The 13,516-nt window shown below is 72.3% G+C and carries 13 protein-coding genes and 1 pseudogene; 10 read left to right on the top strand and 4 right to left on the bottom strand.

What is annotated here, in order from left to right:
- Position 1 precedes the first annotated feature (1 nt).
- Positions 2–616, bottom strand: a complete 615-nt coding sequence (locus tag ACIBQ1_RS14440) for a LysE family translocator (protein WP_397277501.1) — start codon at positions 614–616, stop codon at positions 2–4.
- 102 nt (positions 617–718) lie between these two features.
- On the opposite strand from ACIBQ1_RS14440, the gene ACIBQ1_RS14435 reads away from it, so the two are divergent.
- Positions 719–3,505, top strand: coding sequence for an AAA family ATPase (locus tag ACIBQ1_RS14435; RefSeq protein ID WP_397277499.1), 2,787 nt, complete (start codon positions 719–721; stop codon positions 3,503–3,505).
- A gap of 69 nt (positions 3,506–3,574) precedes the next feature.
- Here ACIBQ1_RS14435 and ACIBQ1_RS14430 read toward each other — a convergent pair whose 3' ends face one another.
- The 3 genes from ACIBQ1_RS14430 to ACIBQ1_RS14420 all read right to left on the bottom strand — a co-directional run bounded on the left by ACIBQ1_RS14430 (position 3,575) and on the right by ACIBQ1_RS14420 (position 6,607).
- Entirely contained in the window at positions 3,575–4,159 is a 585-nt protein-coding gene (locus ACIBQ1_RS14430) for a TetR/AcrR family transcriptional regulator (protein ID WP_397277497.1), read from the bottom strand.
- Positions 4,160–4,341: 182 nt separating this feature from the next.
- Positions 4,342–5,055 carry a hypothetical protein gene (locus ACIBQ1_RS14425; RefSeq protein WP_397277496.1) on the bottom strand — a complete coding sequence of 238 codons (714 nt, stop codon included), beginning with the start codon at positions 5,053–5,055 and terminating at the stop codon, positions 4,342–4,344.
- A gap of 604 nt (positions 5,056–5,659) precedes the next feature.
- Positions 5,660–6,607: an AraC family transcriptional regulator gene (locus ACIBQ1_RS14420; protein WP_397277494.1), complete on the bottom strand. Its 948-nt coding sequence runs from the start codon at positions 6,605–6,607 to the stop codon at positions 5,660–5,662.
- Between the two features lie 124 nt (positions 6,608–6,731).
- Here ACIBQ1_RS14420 and ACIBQ1_RS14415 point away from each other — a divergent pair, with 124 nt between their 5' ends.
- The 9 genes and pseudogenes from ACIBQ1_RS14415 to ACIBQ1_RS14375 all read left to right on the top strand — a co-directional run bounded on the left by ACIBQ1_RS14415 (position 6,732) and on the right by ACIBQ1_RS14375 (position 13,516).
- Entirely contained in the window at positions 6,732–7,292 is a 561-nt protein-coding gene (locus ACIBQ1_RS14415) for an NADPH-dependent FMN reductase (RefSeq protein WP_397277492.1), read from the top strand.
- A gap of 120 nt (positions 7,293–7,412) precedes the next feature.
- Positions 7,413–7,514, top strand: a pseudogene (locus tag ACIBQ1_RS14410) (GntR family transcriptional regulator); the annotation flags it as partial.
- Positions 7,515–7,686: 172 nt separating this feature from the next.
- Entirely contained in the window at positions 7,687–8,628 is a 942-nt protein-coding gene (locus ACIBQ1_RS14405; RefSeq protein ID WP_397277490.1) for a sulfite exporter TauE/SafE family protein, read from the top strand.
- A 58-nt stretch (positions 8,629–8,686) separates the two neighbouring features.
- Positions 8,687–9,064 carry an RrF2 family transcriptional regulator gene (locus ACIBQ1_RS14400; protein WP_397277489.1) on the top strand — a complete coding sequence of 126 codons (378 nt, stop codon included), beginning with the start codon at positions 8,687–8,689 and terminating at the stop codon, positions 9,062–9,064.
- Between the two features lie 65 nt (positions 9,065–9,129).
- Positions 9,130–9,501 carry an ABC transporter permease subunit gene (locus tag ACIBQ1_RS14395; RefSeq protein ID WP_397277487.1) on the top strand — a complete coding sequence of 124 codons (372 nt, stop codon included), beginning with the start codon at positions 9,130–9,132 and terminating at the stop codon, positions 9,499–9,501.
- A complete protein-coding gene (locus ACIBQ1_RS14390; RefSeq protein ID WP_397277486.1) occupies positions 9,498–10,289 on the top strand; it encodes an ABC transporter permease in 792 nt (263 codons plus the stop codon). Before ACIBQ1_RS14395 ends, ACIBQ1_RS14390 begins: the two co-directional genes overlap by 4 nt.
- A gap of 112 nt (positions 10,290–10,401) precedes the next feature.
- Positions 10,402–11,940, top strand: a complete 1,539-nt coding sequence (locus ACIBQ1_RS14385; RefSeq protein ID WP_397277484.1) for a dipeptide ABC transporter ATP-binding protein — start codon at positions 10,402–10,404, stop codon at positions 11,938–11,940.
- Positions 11,937–12,929, top strand: coding sequence for a putative FMN-dependent luciferase-like monooxygenase (locus ACIBQ1_RS14380; RefSeq protein ID WP_397277482.1), 993 nt, complete (start codon positions 11,937–11,939; stop codon positions 12,927–12,929). The genes ACIBQ1_RS14385 and ACIBQ1_RS14380 overlap by 4 nt, the downstream gene beginning before the upstream one ends.
- Positions 12,926–13,516, top strand: coding sequence for a CMD domain protein (locus tag ACIBQ1_RS14375; protein WP_397277480.1), 591 nt, complete (start codon positions 12,926–12,928; stop codon positions 13,514–13,516). Before ACIBQ1_RS14380 ends, ACIBQ1_RS14375 begins: the two co-directional genes overlap by 4 nt.

The raw sequence follows: 13,516 nt of genomic DNA, 5'->3' as shown, positions 1-13,516 counted from the left end.
GTCATTTTCTCCCGGCGAACGCCGTGGCCACTCCCAGTCCCAGGTAGACGAAGCCGCTGACGTACCGGAGGGTCCTGGCCCGGGAGGCGAGCCGGGTGCCCAGGGCGCCGGCGGAGCACGCGTACACGATGTCGGAGATCAGCCCCAGGAGCAGCAGCGTCAGGCCGAACAGCACCACCTGGAGCGCGGGCGAGCCCGCCTCCGGGCGCACGAACTGCGGCAGGAACGCCAGGAAGAACAGCGCCACCTTGGGGTTCAGCACGTTGACCAGCACGCCTTCGAGGAAGACCTTCCGCAGCGGCTGGGGCGGCGGCGCCACGCCTTCCGTCTCCTTGCCGGTGAACGCGCGGATGCCGAGATAGACGAGGTACGCCACGCCCGCCCACTTGACGACCGCGAACAGGGTCGCCGACTGCGCGATCACGTACGAGAGACCCGCGGCGGCGGCCGCGATGTGCACGAGCGTGCCCGCCTCCACGCCGAACGCGCTGGCCAGGCCCGCCGCCCTGCCTTGGGCGATGCCCCTGGCGGTGATGTAGAGGTGGTTCGGGCCGGGGATGAGCACCAGGGCGAGCGAGGCCGTGACGAAGAGGGCGAAAGTCGTTGGAGGAATCACGAAACAGCAGCGTAAAATGCCTTTGGTATGTCGATGAGGGCCAATCTCGGTCCGATTTCCTGGACCAATAAGTTGTCGGCGCAGCATGGCATAGTTTCTGGCGTGAACGGTCTTCTTGTCGGGCGCTCTGCTGAGCTGTCCGGGCTCGTGCGAGTGCTGCGATCGGCGGCCGGAGGCACTGCCGGGGTGGCGCTCGTGGGCGGGGACGCCGGAATCGGCAAGACCCGGCTGGTCACCGAGCTGGTGGCCGAGGCCCGCAAGCAAGGTTTCCACGTGCTGGTCGGCCAGTGCGCCGAGCTGGGCGACGCGCTGCCCTATCTGCCGCTGGCCGACGCGCTGCGCGGCGCGGAGCCGGCCGTGCGCGAGGCCGCCGCCGCCCATCCCATGCTGGGCCAGCTGCTGCCGGGCATGGAGAGCGCCCCGTCGGCGGGGCTCACCCAGCAGCGGCTGTTCGGCTCGCTGCTGGGGCTGCTGGCCGACGTGCAGCCGGTGCTGTTCGTGATCGAGGACCTGCACTGGGCCGACCGGTCCACCCGTGACCTGCTGGTCTTCCTCAGCCGCATGGTGCAGAGCGAGCGGGTCTGCGTGGTCGGCACCTACCGCACCGACGACCTCCACCGCCGCCACCCGCTCCGCTCCGTGCTGGCCGAGCTGCGGCGGCTGCCCACGGTGATGGGGGTCGAGCTGGGGCCGCTCGGCTCCGGCGACATGTCCGACTATGTCGCCACCCTGGGGGAGGTGGGCGCTCAGGAGCTGGGCCTCATCGTGACCCGCGCCGACGGCAACCCGTTCTACGCGGAGGAGCTGTTCGCGGCCATGTCCGAGGGCGACAGCCTGCCCGACGGGCTGGCCAGCCTGCTGATGTCCCGGGTCGAGCTGCTGTCGGAGGCCGGGCAGCGGGTGCTGCGGGCCGCCGCCGTGGCCGGCCGCCGGGTGGAGGACGAGCTGCTGCGGGAGGTGTCGGGGCTGCCGCTGGCGGAGTTCGAGGAGGCGGTCAGGGAGATCGTCTCGCGCGGGCTGCTCAGGGTCGACGGCTACGGATACGCGTTCCGCCACGCCCTGCTCCAGGAGGCGGTCTACACCGACCTGCTGCCCGGCGAGCGCACGCGGCTGCACGCCGCCTTCGCCCGGCTGCTGACCTCGCCCGCCGAGCTGGCCCACCACCACCTCGCCGGTCACGACCTGGCCGGGGCGCTGGCGGCCTCCGCCGAGGCTGGGCGCCTGGCCGAGCGGCTCGGGGCGCCGGCTGAGGCGCACAGCCACTACGACCAGGTGCTCGGCCTGTGGGACCGGGTCGAGGGCGCGGCGGAGCTGGCCGGGGAGAGCCGGTTCGCGCTGGCGATGCGCAGCGCCGTGTCGGCGGCCGACAGCGGCGACAACCATCGTGCGATCAACCAGCTCAAGGCCCTGCCGCCGACGTCCGAGGTCAGCGAACGCCTGGCCTATTACCTGTACGAAGCCGACGACCAGCCGGGCGCCATCGCGGCGGCGGAGCGCGCGGTGGAGAGCGCCGAAGATCAGCCCGCGCTCGCCCGCGCCTTGGCCACGCATGCCCGCGCTCTGCTCTGGAGTTCCCGCCACCGCGAGGTCGAGGCCCTGTCCACGCGGGCGCTGGAGACCGCCCGCGCCTCCGGCGCCAGGGACGCCGAGGTGGGCGCCCTGCTCACGCTGGCCGTCTCCGTGGAGCTCCAGGGCGACGTGGCCAGGGCTCACGAGCTGATCGAGACGGCTTCGGCCGAGAGCTCCGGCGACCTGGCGATGGATCTGCGCGCCCGCTTCCAGCACGCCCGCATCCACTACGAGCAGGGCCTGCTGGTCAAGGCCGCCGAGGTGGCCGACGACGGCATCCGCGTGGCGTTCGAGACCGGGCTCAAGTGGAGCACCTACGGCACCGACCTGCGTTTCCTGCGGTTCCTGATCCACTACGTGGCCGGCGAGTGGGACCAGGCCCAGGCGGTCGCGGCCGGCTTCGGCGCGCGGGTGGGCACGCTGCCGGAGGCGACCCTGTCGTCGTTCGCGCTGTTCGTCGAGGTGGCGCGGGACCTGCCCGCGGTCGAGGCACGGCTGAGCTGGCTGCGGCCGTTCTGGTACGACGAGCTGGCCACGTACATGTCCCGTGGCCTGGCCGCCGAGCACGCGCTCTGGCACGGCGACCCCGCGACCGCGCTCGGCCATGTGCGGGCGGTCACGGCGTCGATGGTCGAGGTCGACGCGAGGGCGCTGCGGCTGGCCGCCGTCGGGCTCTGGGCGCTGGCCGAGCTCGGCACCACCGAGGGCGCCGACGAGCTGCGCGCCCGTGCCCGCCTCGCCGTCGATTCCGGGCCCGCCGGCGAGCCCGGCCACCTGGGGCCCGAGGGGCTGGCCTGGGCGCTGCGGGTGGAGGCCGAGTGGCATCGCGTGCACGGGCGGCTCGACGTGGACCTGTGGCGCCGGGTCGTGGACGCGTTCGACTTCGGGTTCGTCTACGAGGTGGCGCGGTCCCGCTGGCGGCTGGCCGAGGCGCTGCTGGCGGCCGGCGACCGGGAGGGGGCGCAGGCGGAGTGGGCCCTGGCGCTGGAGACGGCGGAGCGGCTGCGGGCCACGCCGCTGGCGAACGCGCTGCTGGAGCTCGGGCGGCGGGCCAGGTTCGGCGGCGGCCGGGCCGGTGGGCAGGCCGGTGGGCACGGTGGTGGGTCGGGTGGCGGGTCCGGTGGCGGCGGGCTGACGGCACGGGAGGTGGAGGTGCTGCGGCTGGTCGCCGAGGGCCTGACCAACCGGGAGATCGCGGAGCGGCTGTTCATCGCGCAGAAGACGGTCAGCGTGCACGTGTCCAACATCCTGGGGAAGCTGGAGGTCTCCACCCGCACCCAGGCGGCCGCGGCCGCACGGCAGCGGGGGTTGCTGCCTTAGCAGGGGCGTCCGCAGTCGTTGCCGATGGCGGTCCGTTCACCCGGGCAGGCCTTGTGGACGAGCGGTCCGTTATCCGGGGCGGGTGAGGTGGTCGATGAGGAGGTCGGTCCTGGCCTCCTGGTGCTCGGCCGGGATTCGCCGGTCGTGGGCGAGGGTGGCGAGGCCGTGCAGGGCGGCCCACACCACCTCGGCGAAGATGCCGGGATGGTGCGCGCCGGCCACCGGCTCCAGCGCGAGCACGAACTCGCCGAACGCCGCCCGCAGCTCCTCGGGCGTCTCCTCGGTGGCGAAGGGGATGGCCACGGGCATGACGAACATGGCCTCGTACAGGGCACGGTGGGTGCGGGCGAAGTCGAGGTAGGCCGTCGCCACCCGGCGCAGCACCGCCTTGGGGTCGCCGCCCGCCGCCGAGGTCCGCGCCGCCCGGAGCTTGCTCGCCAGCTCCGCGAACCCCTCGATCGCGACCGCGCGCACGATGGCGTCCTTGCCCTTGAAGTGGCTGTAGAGCACGGGCTGGCTGTATTCGACGCGCTCCGACAGTCGCCGGGTCGTCACGGCGTCCCAGCCCTCGGACTCGGCCAGCTCGCGGGCGGCGGTGATGATCAGCTGGTGGCGTTGCGCACGTTCGCGTGCTCGGCGGGCGGCTATCGACATACTCGGGACGCTAGCATGACTAGGAGTCCTAGCGTTGCTCCCATTTGGGCGATTTGTGCACTAGGACACAGACCGGCGGGGCGAGGAGCGCGCATACTTGCGATGAATGCAGCACCAACCGGGGTCTGACCAGGTGTTCATGGTGGCGCAGGGGCACACCATGAAGCGCCGGCCGGGCCGCGTCAGCTGGTGACGGTGAGGTCGCGGAAGAGGAAGTAGCTCGCGATATCGCTCTGCAGGTACTGGTGGTAGTACGTGGCCATGGGTTTGGCCGCCTTGTCCGCGGTGAGGACCGTCACGACCACGTACTTCTTGGACGCGCCCGAGCGCATCTTGCCGTAGACGTAGCTCTTGTGCGTCTTGTCCGTACGCCACTTGACCGCGTCCGAGGTGAGCTTCGCCAGACGCGAGGCCGTCGTCTTGGCGGCCGCCTCACTGGGGAACGACATCAGGAGCTGGACCGCCTTGATGTGCCCGCCGTACGCGGAGTACGCGAGCTGGACGGCGCGCTGGCAGTCGTTCTTGGCCAGTACGCCCTGGCCGTCCACCGGGTCGCAGCTGTCGTACGTCCAGCCGGCCACCTTCTTGGCCTCGAGCTCCACGTCCCCCAGCTTGAAGTCCCAGTCCTCGAACTCGTCGTCGGTCAGCGGCGAGTCGGGATCCACGCGCTTCGAGGTGGTGGGCCTGGTGTCGCTGGGGTCCGGGGTGGGTTCGGCGGGCTCGGAGGTGGGCGGGTCCGACGGGGAGGCCGATGGTTGGTCGGACGGCGGCGCGGTCGTGGTCGTCGGGAACGGGTCCGTGGTCGAGAGGGCGACGGTCGTCTTCTGGGCGGAGTCGCGCATGTAGAGGAACGCGATGACCCCGCCGCCGATCAGGAGGACCGAGACCAGGCCCACGACCAGGCCGATGACCAGGGCGTTGCCGCTCTTCGGGGGTGCGGCCGGGGGCGGCCCTGGGAGGGGGCCCGGGGCCGGGAGCAGCAGCGTCCCTTGCGGCCCGGCCGGGGCGCCGGGCGGGGGCCCGCCCGCTCCCGGCGGATGGCCCTGCCCGGGCCCGTAGCCGCCTTGCCCGCCCGCCGGGCCGTACCCGGGCGGCGGGGCCGCCTGCCCGAAAGGGGAGCCGTACCCGGGTGGAGCCTGAGGCGGACCGTATCCGGGAGGCGGGGCCGCCTGCCCGGAAGGGGAGCCGTACCCGGGCGGGGCCTGAGGCGGACCGTATCCGGGAGGCGGGGGGCTCTGGCCGGGTGGAGGGGGTGGGTATCCGGGTTGGCCGTAGCCGGGCTGAGGGTGTGGGGGGCCGCCTTGGCCGGGTGGTGGGCCGTAATTCGGCTGAGGGGCGTGGTTCGGTTGTGGGGGGTGGTTCTGCTGTGGGCCGTACCCTTGCGGCGCTCCTTGCGCGCCCCACGGTCCGTCCGGCTGGGGCTGGGGAGGCTGCGGAGGGTATGCCATTGCTCCATTGTGGGGTAGCTGGTCACCATGTGCCCCAGCTACCCCCCAAATCTCAGGAGGCCGTGCGCGCCCCTTCGCAGACCTGGCGGCGGTACCTGCCGGGCGCCAGCCCGTACTGCCGCTTGAAAGCGGTCCCGAACGCGAACTCCGACCCGTACCCGACCTGCTGTGCCACCTCCGCCACCGAGTTGTCGGGGGCCTCGCGCAGTATGCGGGCCGCCGTGGCCAGGCGCCACCACGTGAGGTACGCCAGCGGCGGCTGCCCGACGAGGGCGGTGAAGCGGCGGGCGAAGCCGGCCCGCGAGAGCCCGGCGTGGGCGCCGAGCGACTCGACCGTCCAGCGGTCGGCTGGGGCGCGGTGGATGGCGTCCAGCGCGCGGCCGATGGCCGGGTCGGCCAGCGCGGCGGCCCACCCCGACTCACTGCACGCCCCGGACTCCAGCTCGAACCAGGCCCGCAGGACATAGAGCTGGAGCACTTCGAGCAGGGACGTGACGACGGTGTCCGCGCCCGGCCGGGGGTTGTCGATCTCGCCGGCGAGCAGCTCGACGGCGGCCCTGAGCTCGGGGTGGTGGCCGAGCGTCGCCGGCAGGTGGATCACGTCGGGCAGCCCGCCCAGGATCGGGTGGATCCTGGTGGGGTCGAGCTGGTAGCCGCAGCAGAGGGTGACCGTCTCGGCCCCGTCGCCGCCCACGACGGTCGAGGCGAACAGCTCGGTCTCCAGGTACGGGTTGCAGATCGGCGCGGCGAGCGGCGTGCCGGGACCGTCGGCCAGGCCGTAGCCGCCGCCGTGCGGGAAGAAGACCACGTCGCCTACGCTCAGCGGGACCGGGTCGCCGTCGCGCGGGATCAGCCAGCAGGACCCGCGCAGCACCACCTGGAAACCCGCCGATCCGGGCACCGGCGGGAACTCCTTGCCCCAGGGGGCCCGCCAGGAGACGCGGACGGAGGTCGGGCGTCCGGTACGCATGAGGGCGACGACGTCGCTCAGCACGTCCATGCCAGAAGTCTAAGGCAAGAGACTCTCGCGTATAAAAACTAGACATTGAAGCATTGGATATCTCAACTCGGGCTCCTACTGTTGGTCACGCACTTTTCTGACCTCCTGAAAGGGAACGATTGACATGATCCGGATTGGCATCATCGTGGGGAGCACCCGTCCAGGCCGCAACGGCGAGGCGGTGGCGCAGTGGGTCCACGACCTGGCCACCAAGCGCGGCGACGCCGAGTACGAGCTGGTGGACCTGAAGGACTACGACCTTCGCCACCTGGACGAGCCGAACCACCCCTCCATCGGGAACTACGCGCACGAGCACACCAAGCAGTGGGCGGCGAAGATCGCCTCCCTCGACGCGTTCGTCTTCGTGACGCCCGAGTACAACCAGTCGATCCCGGGCTCGCTGAAGAACGCCGTCGACTTCCTGTACGCGGAGTGGGCCAACAAGGCGGCCGGTTTCGTGGGCTACGGGGTGGGCGGCGCGGCCCAGGCCATCGGGCACCTGCGCCAGAGCCTCGCCAATCTCGGCGTGGCGACCGTGCAGCAGCAGGTCGGGCTCTCGCTCTTCACGGACTTCGAGAACGGCAGCGACTTCAAGCCCGCCGCCGTGCAGGAGGACAAGCTCGCCACCCTGCTCGACCAGGTCCTCGCCTGGGGTGGCGCCCTCAGCCCGCTCAGGGCGGCCTGACCCGGCGGAGCCCGTGGAAGGGGGTGGCGGATCTTGCCGTCATCCAGGGAGAACGGCTGATCGGGGGCCGGCTGCCGCTGGAGGCGGCGCCGGCGCGCGAGTCCGAGCGCCTCGCGCAACACCGTGCGCGAGGCGCTCGGACCGCTGCGCGAGGAGGGCCTGGTCGGCCGGTGCCCGGGTGTCGGGACCACAGTGGCCAGGGAGAAGTACCCGCAGCGCTGACCCCCTGGGCCACGGCGCCCGAGGTCTCGGAGGCGTTGGGCGCGGTCCTCGACGATCCGGACGCCGACATACGGGCTTGTTCAAGAAGAGCGGTCCACGACTTGACTCGATCTTGAAACTAATAAATCCTTAATCCTACTTGTATAGTAGGAAAAATAGGAAAGGGGCGGTTGTGCGAGCGCTCATACTGCTCGGGCTGGTCGGTCTCGCGGCCCAGCTCGTCGACGGAAGCCTGGGCATGGCCTACGGCGTGACGTCGACCACGCTTCTGCTGGCCATCGGCACCAACGCGGCGGCCGCCTCGGCGACCGTCCACCTCGCGGAGATCGGCACCACTCTCGCCTCGGGCATCTCCCACTGGCGCTTCGGCAACGTCGACTGGAAGGTCGTCGCCAAGATCGGCATCCCGGGAGCGGTCGGCGCCTTCGCCGGCGCGACGTTCCTGTCCAGCCTCTCGACCGAGGTCGCCGCCCCGGTCATGTCGCTCATCCTGCTCAGCCTCGGCGTCTACATCCTCATCCGCTTCACCGCCTTCGGGCTGCCGCGCGGCAACCTGGGCAAGCCGCTGCGCAGGCGCTTCCTCGCCCCTCTCGGCCTGGTGGCCGGCTTCGTCGACGCCACCGGCGGTGGCGGCTGGGGTCCCGTCGGCACCCCCGCCATCCTGGCCAGCGGCCGCCTGGCCCCGCGCAAGGTGGTCGGCTCGGTCGACGCGAGCGAGTTCCTCGTCGCCATCGCCGCCAGCGTCGGCTTCTTCGTCGGCATCGGCTCCGAGAACATCAACTTCGCCTGGGTGGCCGTGCTGCTGCTCGGCGGGGTCATCGCCGCGCCGATCGCCGCGTGGCTCGTGCGGCACATCCCGCCGCGCATCCTCGGCTCGGCCGTGGGCGGCGTCATCGTGCTGACCAACGTGCGCAGCCTGCTGCGCAGCGACTGGATCAAGGCCTCCGGCGGCGTCCAGACGGTCGCGTACATCGTCATCGCGATCATCTGGGCGGCCGCCATCGCCTGGTCGGTCCGCGAGTACCGCCGCGACAAGGCCAACGAGTCGGTCGAAGCGGTCGAGTCCGAGCTGCGGGCCCGTACGGCGGCGGAGGAGGAGACGGCCTCCGCCTGAGGCCACGCGCGACGGCTCGGCTTCCCGCGGGGGAGCCGAGCCCGACGCATTGATGCCTATGAGAATCTCTGCCCGTACCCAGTACGCTCTCGGCGCCATGCTGGCCCTGGCCGTGGCGGACGGCCCGGTGCACGCGGAATGGATCGCCGCCAGCCAGGAGATCCCGCGTCGCTTCTGCGACAACATCCTGCTCCAGCTCCGCAGGGCCGGTCTCATCCACAGCCAGCGCGGCCCCGACGGGGGCTACTGGCTCGCCCGCCCGGCCAAGGAGATCGCCCTGGCCGACATCATCCGCGTCACCGAGGGCGTGGAGCAGGCGACCCGGCCCTTCCCGAAGGCCGCCGCGCCGCTGGCCGCGATCTGGGCCCAGTTGCGCAGCCATGAGGACGCCCTGCTGGGGGAGATCACCCTCGCCGACATCGTGGCCTCCTCCTAGCCCGCGCAGCACCCCAAGGGGGTCGCTTTACGCTATTTCATGCTTTATAGGTAGGTTATAGTGGTTTGCGCCGATGGCTCCCGTACAACGAAGGGCAGATCCCTCATGTCAACCTCCAGACTGCGCACCACAGCCGTGGCGAGCACCGCGATGCTCGCCGTCGTGGGGCTTCTCGGCGCCTGTGGCGGTGGCGGAGCTGCCCAGACGGCGAAGAGCGGCGGGCAGCCCGTCTTCGGCGGATCGCCGGGTCGGTCGTGACCGAGACGGTCTTCGGGCGCGCAGGCATCGGGCGGCTGACCGAGCAGGCCGTCAACGCGCAGGACACGCCGGTGATGCTGGCGATCGTGGTGCTCGCGGCGGCGGTGTTCGTGCTGGTCAACCTGGTGGTGGACGTGCTGTTCCCGGTCCTCGACCCGCGTCTCAAGGCGGCCGCGTGAAGCGCCGGGGCGGGCCGGCGCTCGCGTGGGCGGTGATCGGCCTGGCCGTGCTCTGGGCGGTCGTGCCCGGCGTGTTCACCGGGTACGACCCGATCGCCGGCGTCCCGGCCGAGAAGCTCCAGGCGCCGAGCTCGTACCACCTGTTCGGCACCGACGCGGTGGGCCGCGACCTGTTCGCGCGGGTGGTGCACGGGTCCGTGCACTCGCTGTCGGGCGCGTTCGTGGCCGTGGCGGTGGGCCTGGTGCTGGGCACGCTGCTCGGACTGCTGGCCGGGTCGGTCGGCGGAGTGCTGGACGAGGCCGTCATGCGGATCGTCGACGTGCTGCTGTCGGTGCCCGGCCTGCTCCTGGCCCTGACCGTGATCATCCTGCTCGGCCCCGGCACCGTGAACGTGGCCATCGCGGTGGGCGTGGGCTCGGTCGCGTCCTTCGCCAGGCTGTCGCGCTCGGAGGTGGTCCGGGTGCGGCGCACCGACTACGTGGAGGCCGCGTTCGGCAGCGGCGGCCGGTTCCTGGCCGTGCTGTGGCGGCACGTGCTGCCCAACTCGCTCGGCCCGGTCATCGCGCTCGCGGCGCTGCAGTTCGGGATGGCCATCCTGGCCATCTCGACGCTCGGCTTCCTCGGGTACGGCGCCGAGCCGCCCACGCCCGAGTGGGGCCTGCTCATCTCGGAGGGGCGCAACTACCTGGCGACGTCGTGGTGGCTGACCACGCTGCCCGGCTCGGTCGTGGTCGTGGTGGTGCTCGCCGCCGGCCGCATCAGCCGCTCGATCGGGAGGCACGGATGAGCCCGCGTTCAGCAGGGAGGCACGGATGAGTCCGCGTTCAGCAGGGAGGCACGGATGAGCCCGCGTTCAGCAGGGAGGCACGGATGAGCCCGCGTTCAGCAGGGAGGCACGGATGAGTCTGCTGGAGGTCCGGGACCTGGCCGTCTCCTACGACGGCAGGCGCGCGATCGAGGGCGTCTCCTTCACCGTGGAGCCCGGCGAGGTCGTCGCCGTCGTCGGCGAGTCGGGATCGGGCAAGTCCACCACCGCGCACGCCGTCATCGGCCTGCTCCCCTCGAACGGCGCCGTGGACGCGGGCCGGATCCTGCTGGGCGACGCCGACCTGGCGTCCTGGTCGCCGAAGCGCATGGAGTCGGTACGCGGCGCGCAGATCGGCCTGATCCCCCAGGACCCGGCCAGTTCGCTGGACCCGGTCAAGACCGTCGGCGCGCAGATCGCCGAGGTGCTGCGCATCCACAAGCGCGGCGACCGTCGGGCCGTGCGCAGCCGGGTCGTCGACCTGCTGGCCCGCGTCGGTCTGCCGGACCCCGAGGCACGGGCCCGCCAGTACCCGCACGAGCTGTCCGGCGGCATGCGCCAGCGCGTGCTCATCGCCATCGCGATCGCGCTCGAACCCCGCCTGATCATCGCCGACGAGCCCACCAGCGCCCTGGACGTCACCGTGCAGCGGCGCATCCTGGACCTCATCGACGACCTGCGCGCGGAGTCCGGCACCGCGCTGCTGCTGGTGACCCACGACCTGGGCGTGGCCGCCGCCCGCTCCGACCGGCTGGTCGTCATGAAGGCCGGCCGGATCGAGGAGCAGGGCCGGACGGCGGAGGTGCTGGCGTCCCCGGCCGCCGACTACACCCGACGCCTGCTCGACGACGCCCCGTCGCTGTCGGCGTCCCCCTTCCGCGACCCTCCTCCCGAGAGCGAGCCCGCGATCGTGGTGCGCGACCTGGTCAAGGAGTTCAAGGGGTTCCGGGCGGTGGACGGGGTCTCGTTCGAGGTGGCCCGCGGCACCACGCACGCGCTGGTGGGCGAGTCCGGCTCGGGCAAGACGACCACGGCCCGGATGGTGGTGCGGTTCGCCGAGCCCACCTCGGGAACGGTGACCATCGCCGGGGCGGGGGAGGGCCGCGGGTTCCGCCGGCACGTACAGCTCGTCCACCAGAACCCGTACGGCTCGCTGGACCCCCGGCAGCCGGTCGGCGACATCGTGGAGGAGCCGTTGCGTAACTTCCGGCTCGGGGACCGGGCCGAGCGGCGGGCCCGCGTGCTCGACCTGCTGGACCGGGTGGCGCTGCCGCGGGACGTGCTCACCCGCAGGCCGCGCGAGCTGTCCGGCGGCCAGCGGCAGCGGGTGGCCGTCGCCCGCGCGCTGGCGGCCGGGCCCGAGGTGGTCGTGCTCGACGAGGCCGTCTCCGCCCTCGACGTCACCGTGCAGGCGCAGATCCTCGACCTGCTCGAACAGCTCCAGCGCGACCTGGGGCTGACCTACCTCTTCATCTCGCACGACCTGGCGGTGGTGCGGCAGATCTCGCACACCGTCTCCGTCATGAACAAGGGAAGAATCGTGGAATCAGGAACGACCCGGCGGGTCTTCACCGACCCCCGGCACGAATACACCCGCGAGCTGCTGGCCGCCATCCCGGAGCCGGCGATATGAGGCTCGGCTTCTTCACGCGGCTGCTGGACGACGTGCCCGCGGGCGAGCGCTACCGGCTGGCCGCCGAGCAGATCGCGCACGCCGAGGCGTACGGGTTCGACACCGCCTGGGTCGCCCAGCACCACTTCGACGGCGCGGAGGGCGGCCTGCCCGCGCCGCTGGTGTTCCTCGCCCACGTGGCCGCCCGCACCAGCCGCATCAGGCTCGGCACCGGGATCATCACGCTCCCGCTGGAGCAGCCGGTGCGGGTCGCCGAGGACACCGCCGTGCTCGACCTGCTCACCGGCGGGCGGCTGGAGGTCGGCGTGGGCAGCGGCGGCACGCCCTCGTCGTTCGCGCCGTTCGGGCACGACAGCGCGGAGCGCTCGGCCGTCTACGCGGGCAACCTCGACGTGCTGCTCAACGCCTGGTCAGGGGGCGACCTCGGGGCCGGCAACCGGCTCTACCCGCCCGCGCCCAGGCTGCTGGAGGCGGTCTGGCAGGCGACGTTCTCGGTCGGCGGCGGCGTACGTGCCGGGCGGGCGGGCCACGGGCTCATGCTCTCGCGCACGCAGCCCCGCCCGGCCGACGACCCGCAGGCCACGCTGGCCCAGATCCAGCGGCCCATCGTGGACGCCTACCTCGAACACCTGCCGCCCGGCACCGCCCCGCGGATCATGGCCTCCCGGACCGCGTTCGTGGCCGACAGCCGGGCCGAGGCGCTGCGCTACGCCGAACTCGGGCTCGGGCGCGGGCGGCTGCCGTTCGAGCTGCCGGACAGCGACCTCGACCGGCGCATCGCCGCGTTCGACGTGCACGTGGGGACGCCGCAGGACGTCATCGAGAGCCTCAAGGCGGACCCGACCCTCGAACGGGTCACCGACCTGGTCCTCCAGGTGCACTCGGTGGACCCGCCGCACCCCCTCGTCCTCCGCTCGATCGAGTTGCTGGCGACCGAGGTCGCGCCCGCGCTCGGCTGGGTTCCCTCCGCAGAATTGAGCTCCACATGATCGCTGACGTCATCGACCACCTGGCGGGCATCCAGCCCGGCTCGCCGCTCGACCGGCTGCGCGCCCGCCGGCCCGCCGCCCGCGAGCACGCCCAGCGCAGCTACGACGCGCTGTTCAGCCCCGAGACGGAGCAGGAGATCACGCTCGTCGAGCGGGACGCGATCGCCGCCTTCGTGGCCGGGCTGCACCATGACCCCGGCATCGCGCGTTTCTACGCCGACCGGCTGGCCGAGCTCTCGCCCGGGCTGCTCAAGGCCGTCGAGTCGGAGGTCTCGGCCGGGGCCACGACCGGCCCGTACGGGGTCTATCCGGGCGAGGGCCCGCTGTCGGCCGAGAGCGACGAAGGGCTGCGCTATCGGGCCCACCGCCCGGCCGACCTGGGCGTACGGCTCGCCGCCGCGTTCGAGCACGCTCACCTGCTCGTGTTCCGGCCCAGGGAGGCCGGCCGGGAGTCCCTGGACGCGCTGGCCGGGGCGGGCTGGAGCACCACGGGCGTCGTGACGCTGTCGCAGCTCGTCGCCTTCCTCACCTTCCAGATCCGCGTGGTGGCCGGGCTGCGTCACCTGCAGAACGGAGCGACCTCATGA

It is taken from the genome of Nonomuraea sp. NPDC050153 (assembly GCF_044460125.1).
Classification (GTDB): domain Bacteria; phylum Actinomycetota; class Actinomycetes; order Streptosporangiales; family Streptosporangiaceae; genus Nonomuraea.
The sequence above is the reverse complement of the archived record's forward strand: the minus strand, read 5'-3'. Positions and strand labels throughout refer to the sequence as shown.

Bases quoted from the DNA above. Each gene is read 5' to 3' on its own strand.
- ACIBQ1_RS14430 (WP_397277497.1), bottom strand. From the start codon at position 4,159: ATGTCGATAGCCGCCCGCCGAGCACGCGAACGTGCGCAACGCCACCAG.
- ACIBQ1_RS14420 (WP_397277494.1), bottom strand. From the start codon at position 6,607: ATGGACGTGCTGAGCGACGTCGTCGCCCTCATGCGTACCGGACGCCCG.
- ACIBQ1_RS14415 (WP_397277492.1), top strand. From the start codon at position 6,732: ATGATCCGGATTGGCATCATCGTGGGGAGCACCCGTCCAGGCCGCAAC.
- ACIBQ1_RS14400 (WP_397277489.1), top strand. From the start codon at position 8,687: ATGAGAATCTCTGCCCGTACCCAGTACGCTCTCGGCGCCATGCTGGCC.
- ACIBQ1_RS14385 (WP_397277484.1), top strand. From the start codon at position 10,402: ATGAGTCTGCTGGAGGTCCGGGACCTGGCCGTCTCCTACGACGGCAGG.
- ACIBQ1_RS14380 (WP_397277482.1), top strand. From the start codon at position 11,937: ATGAGGCTCGGCTTCTTCACGCGGCTGCTGGACGACGTGCCCGCGGGC.
- ACIBQ1_RS14375 (WP_397277480.1), top strand. From the start codon at position 12,926: ATGATCGCTGACGTCATCGACCACCTGGCGGGCATCCAGCCCGGCTCG.